The organism is Enterobacter chinensis, assembly GCF_034008295.1.
Lineage (GTDB): Bacteria > Pseudomonadota > Gammaproteobacteria > Enterobacterales > Enterobacteriaceae > Enterobacter > Enterobacter chinensis.
In genome coordinates this window covers 38,787-52,723 of the sequence record NZ_JARDVI010000002.1, presented here as the reverse complement: position 1 = coordinate 52,723, position 13,937 = coordinate 38,787, and the positions used below count along the sequence as shown (strand labels likewise).

General features: G+C 58.9%; 18 protein-coding genes and 1 riboswitch. Of the genes, 5 read left to right on the top strand and 13 right to left on the bottom strand.

Going from position 1 to position 13,937, the window contains the following annotated elements; translation table 11 throughout:
* Nucleotides 1–26: 26 nt before the first annotated feature.
* On the bottom strand, nucleotides 27–1,028 hold the full coding sequence (locus PYW49_RS05210; RefSeq protein WP_320385875.1) for a magnesium transporter: 1,002 nt from the start codon (nucleotides 1,026–1,028) through the stop codon (nucleotides 27–29).
* Nucleotides 1,029–1,088: 60 nt separating this feature from the next.
* A riboswitch (M-box (ykoK) riboswitch) is annotated at nucleotides 1,089–1,258 on the bottom strand.
* 284 nt (nucleotides 1,259–1,542) lie between these two features.
* Here PYW49_RS05210 and PYW49_RS05205 point away from each other — a divergent pair.
* Entirely contained in the window at nucleotides 1,543–2,046 is a 504-nt protein-coding gene (locus tag PYW49_RS05205) for a DedA family protein (RefSeq protein ID WP_320385874.1), read from the top strand.
* 1 nt (nucleotide 2,047) lies between these two features.
* Here the strand turns inward: PYW49_RS05205 and PYW49_RS05200 are convergent, their stop codons facing one another.
* Nucleotides 2,048–2,797, bottom strand: coding sequence for an SDR family oxidoreductase (locus PYW49_RS05200; protein ID WP_320385873.1), 750 nt, complete (start codon nucleotides 2,795–2,797; stop codon nucleotides 2,048–2,050).
* A 100-nt stretch (nucleotides 2,798–2,897) separates the two neighbouring features.
* On the opposite strand from PYW49_RS05200, the gene PYW49_RS05195 reads away from it, so the two are divergent.
* Nucleotides 2,898–3,257: a winged helix-turn-helix transcriptional regulator gene (locus PYW49_RS05195; protein ID WP_134349134.1), complete on the top strand. Its 360-nt coding sequence runs from the start codon at nucleotides 2,898–2,900 to the stop codon at nucleotides 3,255–3,257.
* Nucleotide 3,258: 1 nt separating this feature from the next.
* Here the strand turns inward: PYW49_RS05195 and PYW49_RS05190 are convergent, their stop codons facing one another.
* Nucleotides 3,259–4,053 carry an SDR family NAD(P)-dependent oxidoreductase gene (locus tag PYW49_RS05190; protein ID WP_320385872.1) on the bottom strand — a complete coding sequence of 265 codons (795 nt, stop codon included), beginning with the start codon at nucleotides 4,051–4,053 and terminating at the stop codon, nucleotides 3,259–3,261.
* Nucleotides 4,054–4,179: 126 nt separating this feature from the next.
* Nucleotides 4,180–4,623: a winged helix-turn-helix transcriptional regulator gene (locus tag PYW49_RS05185; RefSeq protein WP_320385871.1), complete on the bottom strand. Its 444-nt coding sequence runs from the start codon at nucleotides 4,621–4,623 to the stop codon at nucleotides 4,180–4,182.
* A gap of 152 nt (nucleotides 4,624–4,775) precedes the next feature.
* Here PYW49_RS05185 and agp point away from each other — a divergent pair, with 152 nt between their 5' ends.
* Nucleotides 4,776–6,017 carry a bifunctional glucose-1-phosphatase/inositol phosphatase gene (gene agp, locus PYW49_RS05180; protein WP_134349131.1) on the top strand — a complete coding sequence of 414 codons (1,242 nt, stop codon included), beginning with the start codon at nucleotides 4,776–4,778 and terminating at the stop codon, nucleotides 6,015–6,017.
* A gap of 34 nt (nucleotides 6,018–6,051) precedes the next feature.
* Here the strand turns inward: agp and PYW49_RS05175 are convergent, their stop codons facing one another.
* Complete coding sequence (locus tag PYW49_RS05175) at nucleotides 6,052–6,279, bottom strand: YccJ family protein (RefSeq protein WP_008499832.1); 228 nt, start codon at nucleotides 6,277–6,279, stop codon at nucleotides 6,052–6,054.
* A 20-nt stretch (nucleotides 6,280–6,299) separates the two neighbouring features.
* On the bottom strand, nucleotides 6,300–6,896 hold the full coding sequence (wrbA, locus tag PYW49_RS05170) for an NAD(P)H:quinone oxidoreductase (protein ID WP_181622990.1): 597 nt from the start codon (nucleotides 6,894–6,896) through the stop codon (nucleotides 6,300–6,302).
* 391 nt (nucleotides 6,897–7,287) lie between these two features.
* Here wrbA and PYW49_RS05165 point away from each other — a divergent pair, with 391 nt between their 5' ends.
* Together PYW49_RS05165 and PYW49_RS05160 are read left to right on the top strand one after the other, a co-directional pair.
* The gene (locus PYW49_RS05165; RefSeq protein ID WP_023311077.1) at nucleotides 7,288–7,458 is read left to right on the top strand and encodes a con-10 family general stress protein; all 171 of its coding nucleotides are present in this window, start codon (nucleotides 7,288–7,290) and stop codon (nucleotides 7,456–7,458) included.
* A 116-nt stretch (nucleotides 7,459–7,574) separates the two neighbouring features.
* Nucleotides 7,575–8,498 carry a DMT family transporter gene (locus tag PYW49_RS05160; RefSeq protein WP_134349129.1) on the top strand — a complete coding sequence of 308 codons (924 nt, stop codon included), beginning with the start codon at nucleotides 7,575–7,577 and terminating at the stop codon, nucleotides 8,496–8,498.
* On the opposite strand, the gene rutG is transcribed toward PYW49_RS05160, so the two are convergent.
* The 7 genes from rutG to rutA are packed head-to-tail and all read right to left on the bottom strand — an operon-like array spanning nucleotide 8,486 to nucleotide 13,919.
* Complete coding sequence (gene rutG / locus PYW49_RS05155) at nucleotides 8,486–9,808, bottom strand: pyrimidine utilization transport protein G (RefSeq protein ID WP_320385870.1); 1,323 nt, start codon at nucleotides 9,806–9,808, stop codon at nucleotides 8,486–8,488. The genes PYW49_RS05160 and rutG overlap by 13 nt on opposite strands.
* A gap of 21 nt (nucleotides 9,809–9,829) precedes the next feature.
* A complete protein-coding gene (gene rutF / locus PYW49_RS05150; RefSeq protein WP_407057604.1) occupies nucleotides 9,830–10,321 on the bottom strand; it encodes an NADH-dependent FMN reductase RutF in 492 nt (163 codons plus the stop codon).
* A gap of 11 nt (nucleotides 10,322–10,332) precedes the next feature.
* Nucleotides 10,333–10,923, bottom strand: coding sequence for a malonic semialdehyde reductase (locus PYW49_RS05145; protein ID WP_134349126.1), 591 nt, complete (start codon nucleotides 10,921–10,923; stop codon nucleotides 10,333–10,335).
* Between the two features lie 9 nt (nucleotides 10,924–10,932).
* Nucleotides 10,933–11,733, bottom strand: coding sequence for a pyrimidine utilization protein D (gene rutD / locus PYW49_RS05140; RefSeq protein WP_134349125.1), 801 nt, complete (start codon nucleotides 11,731–11,733; stop codon nucleotides 10,933–10,935).
* 7 nt (nucleotides 11,734–11,740) lie between these two features.
* Complete coding sequence (gene rutC, locus PYW49_RS05135; protein WP_010429508.1) at nucleotides 11,741–12,127, bottom strand: pyrimidine utilization protein C; 387 nt, start codon at nucleotides 12,125–12,127, stop codon at nucleotides 11,741–11,743.
* An 11-nt stretch (nucleotides 12,128–12,138) separates the two neighbouring features.
* Complete coding sequence (gene rutB, locus PYW49_RS05130) at nucleotides 12,139–12,828, bottom strand: pyrimidine utilization protein B (RefSeq protein WP_320385868.1); 690 nt, start codon at nucleotides 12,826–12,828, stop codon at nucleotides 12,139–12,141.
* The gene (gene rutA / locus PYW49_RS05125) at nucleotides 12,828–13,919 is read right to left on the bottom strand and encodes a pyrimidine utilization protein A (protein ID WP_320385867.1); all 1,092 of its coding nucleotides are present in this window, start codon (nucleotides 13,917–13,919) and stop codon (nucleotides 12,828–12,830) included. The genes rutB and rutA overlap by 1 nt, the downstream gene beginning before the upstream one ends.
* Nucleotides 13,920–13,937 lie beyond the last annotated feature (18 nt).

Below are 13,937 nucleotides of genomic sequence, written 5' to 3'. Positions count from 1 at the left end.
GCAGCGCCACCCGGCAAGGAATCACATCACTCCAGCCCCAGCGTATATTGCGCGATTTTAAAGTAGATAATCAGCCCGGTACCGTCGATAAGCGTCGCGATAAACGGCGCGGAGACGACCGCCGGGTCAATGCCGCAGCGCTTAAGCACCATGGGGATCACGGACGAGACGATGGCGCTCCACAGCGTAATGCACACCAGCGTCAGGCTGACGATAAGCGTGATTTCCAGCCCAATCCCCATCATCCAGGCGCGAATACACCCGGCAATCCCTAGCGTGGCGGCAATCATCAGCGACGTGGTCATCTCTTTTCGCAGCACGCGGGCAACGTCGCGCAGGTGTACTTCCCCCAGCGCCATGGCGCGCACCAGCGTGGAGGTGATCTGTGTCCCGCTGTTGCCACCCGTACCTATCAGCAGCGGAATAAAGAACGCCAGCGCGATGGCGGACTCCAGCGCCTCTTCAAAATGCTGAATGACCGAGCTGGTATAGGCTTCGGCGACAAACAGCAGCAGCAGCCAGACGGAGCGTTTCTTCCACAGGCTGTACGGGCTGGTTTCCAGATAGGGCTTCTCCAGCGGCAGCGTCGCCCCCTGAAGCTGGGCATCTTCGGTGACGTCATCTTCCAGCAGATGCGCAATTTCACGTTCGGTGAGGCAGCCGACGAGCTTGCCGTGGGTGACCACCGGCACGACATCTGCGCCGCCGTGCGCCAGCAGTCCGGCAACATCGGCACGTTCATCCTCCGGTTTGACCTGCAAAAACTGCGAAATCATCAGCGATTTCACCGGCTGTACCGTCTCGGCGGTTTGCAGCAATTTGCGCACGGCAATCATGCCCTCCAGGCGGCCATTGTCTTCAATAAAAATATGCGACGGAATATCATCGTCTTTTAATTTTTCGAAGAATTGCTCGCGCGCCAGCGCCACGCATAATGAAATATCGAGGACGATAAAATCGGTATTCATATATTGCGCGATAGCGCTGTCATTGAATGCCAGATTTTGGTTGTGAATAGCGTAAGACATAGTGAATTCCCTTTGAATAATAAAATCTCTCAGGGGCGAGCAAGACAGGGCATGTCGAAGAGGAGATCCCCACGTCCTGGGTTCAGCACTGTACACCGTATCCCGCAAGGGAAGTTATACTGACAAAGCCTTGATTCGACAGTGCCTGTTTTACCCTGTGTCGGTTCTCTCGAACCCACCAGAGCGATAACGTGTATTTGTACAGGAGCCTCGCCATAACGAGATCGTTGTATACCCGTCATACTTCAAGTTGCAGGTGCGTTGGCTGCACTCACTCACCCCAGTCACGTACTTATGTACGCTCCTAGGGATTCGTTCCCTTGCCGCCTTCCTGCAACTCGAATTATTTAGGGTATAAAACGAGAGAAATAATACGCTTATTTGATATTGCCGCTCAGGAAATTAAATAATGTTTAAGAACGGTTTAGGAGAATCTTATTAATAAAGCGTTGACGGTTTATTTAAGATAATTCATTTCTAATGGAGGATTAAATAATCAACGGAGGAGAGGGAAATGGCGTGGTTTGATAATCTGCTGAATCATTTTGCGCTGTATCCGGCACATCTGTTCGCGCTGTTATTTATGATGGCGCTGAGTAAATCGACGGTGCTGATCTCCTCCGTGCTGCCTCCCGCCTCGGTGATGCTGCTGACGGGCATTACCGTTAGCCAGGCGAGTATGCATCCGGCGCTGGCGTGGCTGGCCGTGGTGATGGGGGCAACGGCGGGGTCGGTGCTGAACTACCACATCGGCCAGCTGATGGGGCACACCCGGCTGGTCACGCGTTTCACCTCAAAGCATGCCGATAAGTTCTTACGGGTACAGCATCAGCTGCAAAAGAACGGTGTCATCGTGCTTTTTACGTCGCGTTTTCTGGCGGTATTGCGTTACATCGTCCCGCTGGCGGCGGGGATGCTCAGGCTGAATGCAGTCAAGGTCTACGCCGTCAGCCTGCTTTCCGCCTGCGTATGGGCGGCGCTGTATGTCGGCGCGGTCACCGGCATCAGCGCCCTTTGAGTTACAAACTTCCCATTCCGCCGTCTACCAGCAGCTCCGTTCCTACCGTATAGCTCGACTCGTCGGAGGCCAGATAGAGCGCGGCTTTTGCCAGCTCCGTCGTCGAGCCCATTCTGCCCAGCGGCACCAGCTTAATGACCTCTGACATCATTGCGTTAAGCGCCTCCTCGCTTAAGCCCGTTTTGGTAAAGGCCGGGGTTTCCACCGGGCCGGGGCTCAGGCCGTTGACGCGGATCCCGCGCGGCAGCAGCTCCGCCGACAGCGTACGCGCCAGCGACAGCAGGGCGGCCTTGCTCGCGGCATATACGCTGCTGGTGGGCAGGCCGATGCGCGCGCTGACGGAGCCGCAGAGGATCACCGAGGACGGATTATTCAGCAGCGGCAGCAGCGCCTGAATTAAAAAGAACGGTCCCTTCAGGTTGATGCCCAGCAGACGATCCCAGGCATCCTCCTGCCACGCTTCCAGCGGGGCGTGCGTCACGTCGCCGGCGTTGAGAAACACCGCGTCCAGGCGCGGCCAGCGGGCGGCGAGGGTCTCCGCCAGCGCTTTTTGCGAAGCAATATCTCCCGCATCGGCCGGGATCACCCAGGCCTTATCGCCCAGAATGCGCTCTGCTTCGGCGAGGGTGTCCGGGTTGCGCCCGGTGACGGCAACGCGTGCGCCTTCGGCGATGAACGCCTGCGCGGTGGCAAGACCGATGCCGCTGGTGCCGCCGGTAATCAGCGTATATTTATCTGTTAAACGACCCATGTTCTTCTCCTGAAATGTCTCTGGAGAAAGCACTATAGAAACGTTAGTATCGAAAGGAAACCAGGTACCAAATGGATACTAACGAGGCAAGAGGTGTGCTATGGCAGAAATGCTGGATGTGGCCTGCGAAAAAAAATCTGAGGCCTATACCTGCCCGATGACGCAGTTTGTAAACCTGATCTCCGGCAAATGGGCGATCCCCATTCTCTATCGTCTGATTGTGTTCAATACGCCCGTTCGCTTTGGCGATCTGCTGCGGGCGGCAGCGCCAATTACGCAAAAAGAGCTGACGAAGCAGCTTAGGCTGTTTGAGCAGCGCGGGCTGGTGACGCGTACGGTCTACCCGGAAATTCCGCCGCGCGTGGAATATCAAATCACCGCGCTCGGGTTAACCCTGCAAAATGCGCTCTCACCGCTGGCCGCCTGGATGAGCGAGTACGGCGACCAGCTGGAGCGTTAGGCTACTGTTTCACGTAGCGCGGTGCCGGAATACCGGTACGCGCGCTGTTAAACAGCTCAAGACGTGCCGTTTCGTAGCGATCCCACAGGCCAGCGTCATGCATCGGTGGGATGGTGATCGGTTCGCCCTGATCCAGACCCGCCAGCGAGGCATCCACCATATCGTCAGTGGTCATTACCGAGCCTTCCGGCAGATCGTTAACCGTGACGCCCGAATGGCTCCAGATCTCCGTCGCGGTGGCGGCAGGCAGCACGGCCTGAATGCGCACGTTGCTGTCGGCAAACTCTTCCTGCAGCCCGCGGGTAAAGCTAAGTACCCACGCCTTGGTAGCGCTGTAGAGCGCGCTGCCCGCCCGCACGTGCAGGGCCAGCACGGACGCGATACTGATCAGCGTGCCGCGGTTATTCTGCGCCAGGCGCGGCAGGATAGCGTAGGTTAAACGCATCAGCGCCGTGGTGTTCAGCGTGTTAATTGCCTGATGCTGCGCCACATCACCTGCGAGGAATGGTGCCATCTGCGCGGTGCCCGCGTTGTTAACCAGCGTATCGATGGCGGTATTGCTGCGCAGTTCCTCTTCCACGGCGCGGATCCCGGCTTCATCCGTCAGATCGGCCACCAGAACATCGACCGCGACGCCATAGCGCTCGCGCAGGTCGGTGGCCAGCGCCTGCAGCCGTTCCTCACGACGGGCGACCAGCACCAGGTTGACCCCGCGTGCGGCAAGACGATCGGCATAAACGGCACCAATTCCGGAAGACGCACCCGTGATCAGGGCGGTAGTGATTTGCGTAGTCATCGTGTGTTACCTCAAAGCAGAGTGGGTTATTTGGTTTCAATATGAAACTTAATTAACTCTCTGTGATTTGGTTTTATAATGCAACCATTTCTTGCGATCATTTTGTGCTTTTGCCGTCGGGCGCGATCAGGAGGGGAGTTTTGCCACGATCTGCTCAGGCGTCAGTTCGCGCCCGTCGTCGGCGATAAGCGCCAGTTTACGCAGGGGTTTACGCTTTTCGGTATCGACCAGTACGGTGCCGCATTCGTTTTCAGCAAACAAAAATTCATTGCCCCACTGCGACAGGGCAACCAGCACCGTCTGCAGGGCGCGCCCCTTATCGGTCAGGACATACTCCTGCCAGGCGCTACCGTCGGAGGCGGGACGCAGCGTGAGGATGCCTTCGTCAACCAGCAGCTTTAGCCGCGCGGTCAGCATGTTTTTCGCAATACCGAGGCTTTTCTGAAACTCGCCGAAGCGCGTCACCCCGCGGAGCGCGTCGCGAACAATCAGCAGCGACCACCAGTCGCCGATGATATCCAGCGAACGGGCGACGGGGCAGGTGCTCTCTTCAAGGCGGGTACGTTTCACAGCAAATTCTCCGGTGGGGTATGGTTTTATTATAAAACTAATCGGCACACACCGTAAGCAGGTTAATCATCAGTTTGAGAAATGCTTCCCGGAAAATTGTCACGAATCTGTCACACTGAACGCGACATTTTAAAACGAGTGAGGAATTAGGGATGAGAAAAGCACTACTCGCGCTGGCAGTCGCCGGTTCCATTTCAGCAACGTTTGGCGTGCAGGCGCAAGAGACGCCGGAAGGGTATCAGCTGGAGCAAGTTTTAATCATGAGTCGTCACAACCTGCGCGCGCCGCTTGCCAACAACGGCAGCGTGCTGGAGCAATCGACGCCGAAGCAGTGGCCAGAGTGGGAGGTGCCGGGCGGTCAGCTCACCACCAAAGGCGGCGTGCTGGAGGTCTATATGGGCCATTACATGCGCGAGTGGCTGGCACAGCAGGGAATGATCAAGACCGGCGAATGCCCGCCAGCGGATAGCGTTTATGCTTATGCCAACAGCCTGCAGCGTACCGTCGCGACCGCGCAATTCTTCATTACCGGCGCGTTCCCGGGGTGCGATGTGCCCGTACATCATCAGGAAAAAATGGGCACCATGGACCCGACCTTCAACCCGGTGATTACCGATAGCTCGCCTGAGTTCCGCGAAAAAGCGCTGAAGGCGATGGAGGCCGAGCGGCAGAAAATGCAGCTTACAGAAAGCTATAAGCTGCTGGAGCAGATGACGAACTACGCCGATTCCCCGTCGTGCAAAGAGAAAAAGGTCTGTTCGCTGGCGGACGCGAAAGATACCTTCAGCGCCGATTATGAAAAAGAGCCAGGTGTATCCGGGCCGCTGAAAGTGGGTAACTCGCTGGTCGATGCGTTCACGCTGCAGTATTACGAAGGTTTCCCGGCCGACCAGGTGGCCTGGGGTGAAATCAAAACTGACCAGCAGTGGCGTGTGCTGTCGAAGCTGAAAAACGGTTACCAGGACTCGCTCTTTACCTCCACCGAGGTGGCGCAAAACGTGGCGAAACCGCTGGTGAAATATATTGATAAAACGCTGGTCACCGAACAGGCAAAAGCGCCGAAAATCACCCTGCTGGTGGGGCATGATTCGAACATTGCTTCCCTGCTCACCGCGCTGGATTTCAAACCGTACCAGCTGCACGACCAGCAGGAGCGCACCCCGATTGGCGGCAAAATTGTCTTCCAGCGCTGGCATGACAAAAATGCCAACCAGGAGCTGATGAAAATTGAGTATGTTTATCAGAGCTCGGAGCAGCTGCGTAACGCCAGCGTGCTGTCGCTGCAATCTCCGGCGCAGCGCGTGACGCTGGAGCTGAAAGGTTGCCCGGTGGATGCGAACGGTTTCTGCCCTGTCGATAAATTCAATGCGGTGATGAACAACGCGGCGAAGTAAAAAGAGAACCCCCCGCTGCGGCGGGGGGAAACGTTTAGACGTTTTTACGTTCGATGGTTTGCTCGCCCCAGAAGAGCGAGTCTTTGTCCGTCTTTTCGAAGGCGCGGACCAGCACCTCATCGTTACCTTCCTCCCAAATCTGCTCGGCCAGCTTCTCATCGTACTTCGCGACTTCAAAGATAGCTTCGGCAATCTCCGGAGAGGTGTTGCGTAAACTTGCCCATTCGCCCACGTGGTGAGCTTTGGATTCTTGAGTTGGCATGCTTGTCCTCCTGTTGGGTGTTAGCCGTTCAGTTTTTTGGCCAGACCCGCGACGTGTTCACCCTGATAGCGGGCGATAGACAGTTCTTCATTGCTGGGCTGGCGTGAGCCATCCCCACCGGCAATGGTGGTTGCACCGTACGGTGTGCCGCCACGTACCTGAGAAACATCAAATAACTCCTGTGCACCGTAGCCAATCGGCACGATCACCATTCCGTGGTGAGCAAGGGTAGTCCAGGTGGAGGTAATGGTCTGTTCCTGGCCGCCGCCAGTCCCGGTGGAGCTGAAGACGCTGGCGAGTTTGCCGTATAGCGCGCCTGAAGCCCACAGGCCGCCCGTCTGGTCGAGGAAGGTACGCATCTGGCCGGACATATTGCCGAAGCGGGTTGGGGTGCCAAAGATAATGGCATCGTAGTCAGCCAGTTCCTGCGGGGTGGCAACCGGGGCATTTTGCGTTTTCCCCCCGGCCTTCGCGAAGGCTTCTGCCTGCATGGTTTCCGGTACGCGCTTCACCACAACCTCAACGCCGTCCACCCTGTTTGCACCCTCTGCTACCGCGTGAGCCATGGTTTCAATGTGTCCATACATGGAATAATAGAGCACCAGAACTTTTGCCATTTTGCATCACTCCTCGTTTGTTTTTTCTGACAGCGGATCGCTGCGCTCATTTAAAGATATGCCATCACGGCCAGACTGCAAAAATGAACGCCATTTCTTTGATTTATAACAATATGGTTACAAAAAGCCTTTGTAGCAAAGTGAAACAACTTTTTGGCGGCGCATTTTTAAAATGATAAGAAAGGTTTATGAATTACCGCCGCGTCATCTCACCCGAAAGAGTGAGATCATGTTGCAGAATATTACCTGTGGCTTGCCGGATAACCTCAGTCCACTAAGCTTAGTTTCACGCGGCAGAGATAAAGGGTTTGTCCCTGGGCCGCGAGGTGAAAGGATCCTCTTTTACTGAATGCAATATGATGTCTAATGTTTCACACACTGGAGGTTAGAGATGGCAAACCATCGTGGTGGTTCAGGTAATTTCGCTGAAGATCGTGAAAGAGCATCAGAAGCAGGCCGTAAAGGTGGCCAGCATAGCGGGGGTAATTTTAAAAATGATCCTCAACGCGCATCTGAGGCTGGCAAAAAAGGGGGTAAAAACAGCCACGGCAGCAGTAAGTAACACGCCGGGTTGAACCCCAGCCGCCGGGTTTTCCCGGCGGTTTTTTATTTCTGCAACATTGAACTGTAACCAAAGGCAACGCACACTAGAGAATTGATGTTAACTGCGAGTGCCGCATGTCTGTTTCACGCTTCAAATTTTCCGTTAAACCGCAGGAAGCCATCCTGATTCTCATCACCATGTTCTGGGGTGGGACGTTTTTGGCCGTCCAGTACGCGGTGACCCTCAGCGATCCGTTCTTTTTTGTTGGCCTGCGCTTTGCGACGGCGGCGATTGTCGTGGGGCTTTTCTCACTTAACACGCTGCGGGGCCTGACGCTCAAAGAGCTGAAGGCCGGCGTGGCGATTGGGGTGGCGATAGCGATGGGCTACAGCCTCCAGACCTGGGGATTGCAGACTATTTCCAGCAGCAAATCGGCGTTTATCACCGCCATGTATGTGCCTCTGGTGCCGCTACTGCAATGGCTGTGTCTGGGGCGGCTCCCGGGGCTGATGTCCTGCATCGGTATTGTGCTGGCGTTTATCGGCCTGATCCTGCTGGCCGGGCCGGAAAACAACCTGCTGGCGCTGGGGCCGGGCGAGATCATTACCCTGATCGGGGCGATTGCCATCGCGGCGGAAATTATTCTGATTAGCGCCTGGGCGGGCAAGGTGGACGTCAAGCGCGTGACGGTGGTGCAGCTCGCCACGGCGTCGCTGGTGGCGTTTGCGACGATGGTGCCGGCAGGGGAGTCCGTGCCGCCGATGTCCACCGGCCTGATCGTGGTCGCGCTGGGGCTGGGCATCTTTAGCGCCATTATTCAGGTCACCATGAACTGGGCGCAGCGCAGCGTGTCGCCGACGCGGGCGACGGTGATCTACACCGGTGAGCCGGTCTGGGCAGGGATTTTTGGACGACTCGCCGGCGAGCGTTTGCCGCTGCTGGCCCTGGTGGGCGCGGCATTTATTGTCGCCGGGGTGCTGGTGAGCGAGCTGAAGCTCAAGCGGAAGAAAAACGCGCTGCCAGAAGATGACAGCGCGACGTTAAATCACGAATCCTGATGCACCACCTCGCCCTGCTGCGCGGTCGCTTCCCGGCGGCTCAGCAGGGCGTTAAGCAGGATTGCCCCAAAGGTTGCCGTACCAATCCCGCCAATCGTAAATCCGCCCAGCGTCAGGGCGAAATCGCCTGCGCCCAGCACCAGCGTGACCGCCACCATAATCAGGTTGCTGTTCTGGCTGAGATCGACGCGGTGCTGCACCCAGATACGCGCCCCGGCCACGGCGATCAGACCAAACACCACAATCGATGCCCCGCCGATAACCGGCGACGGAATGGTGTGGATCAGCGCGCCGAATTTCGGTGAGAAACCGAGCAGCATCGCCATCACCGCCGCCGCCACGAACACCAGCGTCGAGTAGACCTTGGTCACCGCCATCACACCGATATTTTCGGCATAGGTGGTGACGCCGCTGCCGCCCACGGAGCCCGAGAGCATGGTCGCCAGACCGTCACCGACGAACGCGCGGCCCATGTACGGGTCCATACTGCGCCCGGTCATCCCCGCCACGGCCTTCAGGTGGCCCAGGTTCTCCGCCACCAGGATTACCGCGACAGGCGCGATAAGCATCATCGCCTGGGTGTTGAAGGTGGGGGAGGTGCTCTTCGGCAGACCGAACCAGGCGGCCTGATGAAGCAGCGTAAAATCAACCGGCTTGCCGAGGCCAAAAACGTTCGCCAGCAGGGCATAAACCAGACAGGCGACAATCAGCCCGACCAGAATCAGCAGCCGCTGGATCATCCCCCGCGTAAACACCGCCACCAGGCCGATGCACAGCACGGTGATCACCGCCATCCAGCTTTCAAACGGCGAGGCGGAGACGCTCCTGACCGCAATCGGTGCGAGGTTCAGGCCTATCGCCATCACCACGGCGCCGGTCACGACCGGGGGCATCATGCGCTCTATCCAGCGCGTGCCAATTTTCATCACCACCAGACCAATCAGGGTATACACCAGACCACAGGCGATGATGCCGCCGAGGGCCACGCTCAGGTTGGGGTTGATCCCCTGTCCGTTAAAACCGGTGGTGGCGATGACCACCCCCACGAAGGCGGCGCTGGATCCGAGATAGCTCGGCACGCGCCCGCCGGTGACAAAAAAGAACAGCAGCGTGCCGATACCCGACATCAGAATCGAGAGGTTGGGATCCAGGCCCATCAGCATCGGCATCAGCACCGTGGCGCCAAACATAGCGACCGCGTGCTGGACGCCCATGACCAGGGTTTGCCCGAGCGGGAGCCGTTCATCCGGCGCGACCACGCCTGTTTCTGTGGAGGTCGATTTCAACTGCCAGTGGGGAAATCCGAACATGGTCTGTCTCCTTAAGGCGGGTTAACAGGCGGGTCGCATAAGTGCGTGGTAGCCACGGTCAAACCACACCAGCCCTTGCGGCGCCGGGTGGCGAATAATCGAAACGATGTCGCAAAACAGAATGTCATGAGTACCGACGCTGACCACCTGGCTAATGCGGCAGTCAAACGAGGCCAGCGCATCCTCCAGGCGCGGGCAGCCCGTGTCGCCCGTCTCCCAGCGGGCGGCGGCGAAGCGTTCCTCCATCGGCGTTTTGCCGCCAAACAGGTTAGAAAGCGGCTCCTGCCCGGCGCTGAGGGTATTCACGCACAGCGTGCGGTTTTCGCTAAACGTCGGCCAGACGGACGCGCCGCGGTTCAGGCACACCAGCAGGGTGGGCGGTGAATCGGTGACGCTGCACACCGCGCTGGCGGTGAAGCCTGCCAGCCCCGCCGGGCCGTCGGTGGTGATGATGTTGACCGCCGCGCCGACGCAGGCCATGGCATCGCGAAAGGTTTGTTTATCCGGTGTCATCACTAACCTCCTTACGCCAGCCCGCAGGCATCGTCGAAGTCCAGACGCGGCAGGCGCCCGTACAGTTTGTTGGTATCGCCGTAGCCAATGTTGATCAGCAAATTGCTTTTAAGCGTTGTGCCGGTGAAAAAGGCGTCGTCAACTTTTTGTCGGTCAAAGCCCGACATCGGGCCGGTGTCCAGCCCCAGGGCGCGACAGGCGAAAATCAGGTAGGCGGCCTGCATTGAGCTGTTGCGAAAGGCGGTCTCTTCGGCATGCGCGGGGCTGGTGGTAAACCAGCTTCTGGCATCGCCGTGCGGGAACAGCGCGGGCAGGCGCTCGTAGAACTCGCTATCCCAGGCCACGATGGCCGTGACCGGGGCCGTGAGCGTTTTCTCCAGATTGCCGCTGGAGAGCGCAGGGCGCAGCTTCTCTTTTCCCTCCGCGCTTCGCACAAACACAATCCGCGCCGGGGAACAGTTGGCGGAGGTTGGCCCCCATTTCATCAGGTCGTAGATCTCGCGCAGCGTGTCGTCGCTGACCGGCAGATCCTGCCAGCCGTTATGGGTGCGTGCGCCGGTGAACAGCGTCTCCAGCGCGGTGGGATTAATGGCTTCGCTCATTACAGCTCCTTATAAAGCGGGTTCATGGCTGTGCAGCAGGCTGGCAAGCCCGTTCAGCAGCAGGGTGTTAAAGGTGTCCGGCTCGGTGACGTTGCAGGCATGCCCGCCCTGGCGCATCACCGCGCTGCGGCTGTGCGGGATCGCGTCCTGCAGCTCAGTCGAGCAGACAGAAGGCACCAGCATGTCGTCGGCGGAACAGATAATCTGTACCGGGCAGCGGATGCGCGCGGCATGGCGGCTGAAGTCGGCCTTTTTCAGGGCGCTGAGCCTGTGCAGCAGGTTGGTTTTTCCCTGGAAATGGGCCAGCGCCAGCGCCTCTTCTGCCTCCAGGCGGGGGGCGCGGGCGGCCATCCAGTCTGCCGGGTAGAGAAACAGCGGCTGCGCCTCAACCCACGCCTGCGGGCCACCGGAATGCAGCAGGCGCTCGCGGATCTGAAAGCAGCGGCGGGTGTGGGCGTTAAGGGTCAGCCAGCCGTTGACGCACACCAGCGCGGTGAGGGCGTCAGGCCTGTCGAGGGCCAGCTGCAGGCCAACCAGCGCCCCCAGCGCATGGCCCACGACGCTGTAGCGGGTAATCCCGGCATCCGCCAGCGCCCGGGCCAGTTCGTCCGCCATCTGGGCAAGGCTGTAACCCTCCGGCAGGGTGTCGGGGTTATTCCCCGTCCCCCGCTGGTCATAACAGACCACCTGATACTCCTGCTCCAGCGCGGCCAGCTGGGGCAGCCAGTAGCTGCCGCTGCCGCCGAGACCGGCAATGAGGACTACCGCGGGCGCACCCTCATACGGGGGCGGTGAGACGGAGAGTTTCATGGCCGCCTCACTTCGCGATGTGCGCAACGGTGGCGATCTCAACCAGCGCCTCCGGCTTCACCAGCCCGCACTGAATGCAGAACCGCGCCGGTTTATCGCCGGGGAAAAACTCCGCGTAGATTTCGTTAATCGCGGCGTAGTTTTTCCAGTCGGTGATAAAGATGCTGTTGAAGGTCACATCCTCCATGGTGCCACCCGCTGTTTCGATCACGGTTTTGATCGTCTCCAGCACGTGGCGGGTTTGCGCCTTTGGGTCGTTGATAAACACCACGTTGTTGTCTTTGTCGAACGGCAGCGTGCCGGAGACGTACACCACGCCGTCGGCGAGCGTGCCGGGCACGAACGGGGCGATGGGGGTGCTGGTGCCCGGCGGAATAATCACGGATTTCGGCATCGTATGTCTCCTCAGGCGATACGGGCGAGCGGAGGATTCAGGGCGTCGCAGAAATCGGCAACGTTACTGACCCAGCCAAAAAAGGTTTCGATATTGAACAGGGCAGCTCTCTGGGCGAATTCCGGCCCGGCCTGATGAGTCGCGTCTTCCAGCACCACGCCGAAATACTCGAGGAAAAAGCCGTCGCGCAGGGTCGACTCCACGCAGACGTTGGTGGCGATGCCGGTGAATACCAGATGGCGAATGCCCCGGCTGCGCAGCAGGCTGTCGAGCGGGGTGTTGAAAAAGCCGCTGTAGCGCGGTTTGGGCAGGACAATATCGCCCGCCTGCGGGACCAGCTCATCCACCAGCTGATAGTCCCAGCCGCCTTTCGCCAGCAGCTTGCCCTGCAGTTCGGGCCGCTTGCGCATGGTTTTCAGGGCGTTCGACTTGTGGAAGTTGGGCGAGCCGGGGCCGCCTGCCTCGACGTACTGGTCATCCCAGCCGTTCTGGAACCATATAATGAGCATGCCGGCGGCGCGCGCGGCGGCCACGGCGGTTTTGATGTTCTCAATCACCGGCCGGGTGGCGGAGACGTCGAACCCAGCCAGATCCAGATAACCGCCCTGGCTGGCGTAGGCGTTTTGCATGTCCACCACGATCAGCGCGCTCTGCTCTGACGCAAAGGTAATGGCTTCCGGGCGAGCGTTAAGGGTCGTCATTACGCCACCTCCTTGGTAACGGCAGGGATGTGGGCGCGGCACTGCATCAGCGGCTGGATGCGCTCGCCGAAGGTTTCCACGCCGGTGAGGAAATCATCGAAGGTCAGCAGGACGCCTTCCGCGCCGGGAACGGCCGCCACTTCGTCGAGCATTCTGGCGACGCTGTCGTACGAGCCGACCAGCGTGCCCATATTGATATTGACGGCGGAGGTCGGGTCGGCCATCTGGCGCACGTTGGTATCCGCGCCGGAGCGGGTATCCTTCTGGCTCTGTTCGGTAAGCCAGCTCAGTGCCTCCTCGTCGGCACCGTCCTTATAGCGCTCCCATTTGGCGCGCGCGGCGTCGTCGGTCTCGTCGGCGATCACCATAAACAGCACGTAGGAGCCCACGTCGCGCCCGGTTTTGTCGGCAGCCTCTTTCATCCGCGCGGCGGTGGGAGCGAAGGCGGCAGGCGTGTTAACGCCTTTACCGAAGCAGAAGTTGAAGTCGGCGTATTTCGCCGAGAATTCCATACCCGCGTCGCTCTGCCCGGCGCAAATCACCTTCATGGGGACCGAAGGCTGCGGGCTGACGCGGCAGTCGTTCATGGTGAAGAAGTCACCTTTGAAATCGCTCTTGCCGGTACCCCACAGGTCGCGCAGGACCTGCACGTATTCGGTCAGGTAGTCGTAGCGGCGAGAGAAGTAATCGTCCCCTGGCCAGAGCCCCATCTGCTCGTACTCCGGCTTTTGCCAGCCGGTGACCAGGTTGACGCCAAAGCGCCCGCCGGAGATGGAGTCGATGGTCGAGGCCATGCGCGCCACGATGGCCGGGGGCAGGGTGAGCGTGGCGGCGGTAGCATAAATCTGAATACGCGAGGTAACCGCGGCCAGCCCGGCCATCAGGGTGAAGGACTCCAGGTTGTGATCCCAGAATTCGGTTTTGCCACCAAAGCCGCGCAGCTTGATCATCGAGAGCGCAAAGTCGAAATGGTAGTGCTCCGCTTTTTGCACAATGGCTTTATTCAGCTCAAAGGTGGGCATGTATTGCGGGGCGGTGGTCGAGATAAGCCAGCCGTTGTTGCCGATGGGTACAAATACGCCAATTTTCATCACGAACCTCTCTTCACT